Source organism: Povalibacter sp., from assembly GCF_036735925.1.
Lineage (GTDB): Bacteria > Pseudomonadota > Gammaproteobacteria > Steroidobacterales > Steroidobacteraceae > Steroidobacter.
Window position 1 is genome coordinate 31,969 of sequence record NZ_DAINNK010000057.1, and the last position, 3,279, is coordinate 35,247.

At 66.6% G+C, this 3,279-nt stretch carries 2 protein-coding genes; both read left to right on the plus strand.

Going from position 1 to position 3,279, the window contains the following annotated elements:
• Nucleotides 1–84 precede the first annotated feature (84 nt).
• Nucleotides 85–1,176: a zinc-binding dehydrogenase gene (locus V7D81_RS16510; RefSeq protein ID WP_349257680.1), complete on the plus strand. Its 1,092-nt coding sequence runs from the start codon at nt 85–87 to the stop codon at nt 1,174–1,176.
• 211 nt (nt 1,177–1,387) lie between these two features.
• Nucleotides 1,388–3,247, plus strand: a complete 1,860-nt coding sequence (locus V7D81_RS16515) for an AMP-binding protein (protein ID WP_324318243.1) — start codon at nt 1,388–1,390, stop codon at nt 3,245–3,247.
• The last annotated feature ends 32 nt before the right edge of the window (nt 3,248–3,279 follow it).

Below are 3,279 nucleotides of genomic sequence, written 5' to 3' on the forward strand. Positions count from 1 at the left end.
TTGCCGCAGTCGTGCCTGATGTAGCACTGGTCGTCGCAGGTCTGCGTGTTCGGCGGCTCGCACTGCTCGGTGTTCGGCTCGACGATGCCGTCGCCGCACGAGCTGCCGCGGCAGATGGTGCCGTCATCCGAACCCGCCGCGGACGAAGTGGTGGTGCGTGTCGAAGCGTCGCCGCTGAATCCTTCCGATCTGGGATTGCTGCTGGGGCCGGCCGACATGAGCACGTCACGGGCCTCGGGTACGGCGGATGCGCCGGTCATCACCGCGCAGGTCCCGGAGAAACTGCTGCGCGGCGTCGCGGCGCGTCTCGACGACTCGATGCCGGTCGGCAACGAAGGCGCCGGTGTCGTGGTCCGCGCGGGTTCATCGCCTGCGGCGCAGGCACTGGTCGGCAAGACCGTTGCCATGCTCGGCGGCGCGATGTATTCGCAGTTCCGCACCATCAATGTCCAGCAGTGCCTGGTGCTGCCGGAAGGCACGAAGCCCGCCGAAGGCGCGTCCTGTTTCGTGAATCCGCTCACCGCGCTGGGCATGGTCGAAACCATGCGGCTCGAAGGTCACACCGCGCTCGTGCACACGGCCGCGGCGTCCAACCTCGGCCAGATGCTCAACCGCATCTGTCTGAAAGACGGCGTGGAGCTCGTCAACATCGTGCGCAAGCCGGAGCAGGAAGCGCTGCTGCGCGGGATCGGCGCGAAGCACGTGTGCAACTCGTCGGCGCCGACATTCATGGAAGATCTCACCAGGGCGCTCATCGCCAGCGGCGCGACACTGGCCTTCGACGCGATCGGCGGCGGCCGGCTGGCGAGCCAGATCCTGACCTGCATGGAAGCCGCGGCCGTCTCGAAGATGAAGGAGTACAGCCGCTACGGCTCGACCACGCACAAGCAGGTCTACCTCTACGGCATGCTCGATCGCGCGCCGACCGAACTGGTACGCACCTACGGCATGGCCTGGGGCGTCGGCGGCTGGCTGCTGACGCCGTTCCTGCAGCGAGTCGGGCCGGCGGCCGCGCAGAAACTGCGCGAGCGCGTGGTGGCCGAACTCAAGACCACGTTCGCCAGTCACTATACGAAGGTCATTTCGCTGGCCGATGCGCTGCGGCCGGAGATGATCGCCGCCTACGCGAAGTTCGGCACGGGCGAGAAGTACCTGATCGATCCGTCGCGACGCTGATCAGGGCGGGGCCCTCTTCCTGTGGGGCCGGCTTCAGCCGGCCTCTTTCGGAAGTCAGGCTGAAGCCTGACCTACAGAAACCCTTCTGAAAAGAGCCGGCTCCACAGGAAGAACAGGAGGGTTAATTTTCGTCCACTCCTCTGCCCGGGATACGGACCGGCAAGGTAGGCTTGTTCGAAATTTGCTCGTGGCGCAATCGGGGGAACGATCGATGCCATACGCCGGAGAACGAGTCAGTCCGCAAGCCAGCATCAGGCCGCTGCAGTGGCAGCAGGTCACTGGCGACGCACCGCCGGATATCGGCAACATTCCGATGCGCAAGCTGGAGCGACCCGGCCGCAGCCTGGAAATGGCGCGCAGCGATGACGGCATCGTCTACCTGCGCTGCGGACACGAGTTCAAGGAAGGTCCGCTGCTCATCGACCTGCTGCAGCACGCCAGCCAGATCCGCCCGGATGCTGCATTCCTGGCCGAACGCGACAGCACCGGCGGCTGGCGCAAGATCACGTATGCGCAGGCCTGGCGCGACACGGGCGCCATCGCGACCTGGCTGATCCGTCACGGCTTCGGTCCGGACGGTCCGCCGGTGATGATCCTGTCCGAGAACAGCATCGAGCATGCGCTGCTCATGCTGGGCACCCTGCGCGCCGGCGCCGCCGCGGTGCCGGTCTCGCCGACCTATTCGTTCGGCGGCGATCTGAATCGCCTGGACTACGCGCTCAAACTCATCGAGCCGGGCCTGGTGTATGCGCAGGACGGCCAGCGCTACGCCGCGGCGCTGCGATTCGCGACGGCGCCGGGCCGGCAGATCGTCACCAGCGCGAACTTTCCGGAACTGCTGCAACAGATCGATGAAGCGGCGCTGTCCGGGCGACGTGCGCAGATCACGCGCGACACCATCGCCAAGATCCTGCTGACCTCCGGCTCGACGGGCCAGCCCAAAGGCGCGATCAATACGCACGGCAATCTCGCCGCCGGCGTGCAGATGGTGCGTCTCGTCAGCGAACCATTCCGCGAAGATCGCGTGCACACGCTGGTCGACTGGCTGCCGTGGCATCACACCTTCGGCGGCAATGCGCAGTTCAACGGCATCCTGGCGATGGCGGGCACGCTGTACATCGACAATGGCCGACCGGCGCCGGGCCAGTTCGCCGCAACGATCGAAAACCTGCGCGACGTTCGCCCGACCGGTTTCGGCTGCGTTCCCGGCGTGTACGGCATGCTGGCTGAAGCGCTCGAGAAGGACGCCGACCTGCGCCAGAAATTCTTCAGCAACCTGCGCTGGCTGTCGTACGGCGGCGCACTGCTGCCGCAACCCTTGTGGGAACGCATGCAACGACTCGCCGTGCAGGAACTCGGCGAGCGTCTGCCCTTCGGCACCGGCTGGGGCATGACGGAAACCGCGGCCACCGGCGTCGGCGTCTACTGGAGCACCAACCGCACGGGACTCGTCGGTCTGCCGCAGCCCGGCGCGATCGTGAAGCTCGTTCCCACCAGCGAAGATCGCATGGAGCTGCGCATCCACGGGCCGCACATCCTGCCTGCGTACTATCGATCCGCCGAACTCACCGCCGCCGCCTTCGACGACGAAGGTTTCTTCCGCACCGGCGATGCCGTGCGCTGGGTCGATCCGCAGAAACCCATCGAAGGGCTCGAATACGCCGGCCGCCTCGCCGAGGATTTCAAACTGCTGTCGGGCACGTGGGTACAGGCCAGCATCGTGCGTCGCGATCTGGTCGCGGCGCTGCAGCCGCTGGTGGCCGATGCGGTGATCTGCGCACCGAACGAGCCGTGGCTCGGCGCGCTCATCTGGCCGACGGTTCCCGTCGACGACAAGGTCCGCGGCGCCCTCGCGCAGAAACTCGCCGCCTTCAACGCCGCCCGCCAGGGCAGCGCCAGCACCATCGCCCGCCTGCTCGTGCTCACCGAACCGCCGTCAGCCGAAGCCGGTGAAATCACCGACAAGCGTTCGATCAATCAGCGCCGCGCCATGGAACGCCGCGCCGCGGATGTTGCGACGTTGTATGCCGAGCCGATTGCGCCAGGGATCATTCTGCCGGCGGAGAAGTGATCGCGCGTTTCTCGGAACAGGGAGTAACCGCA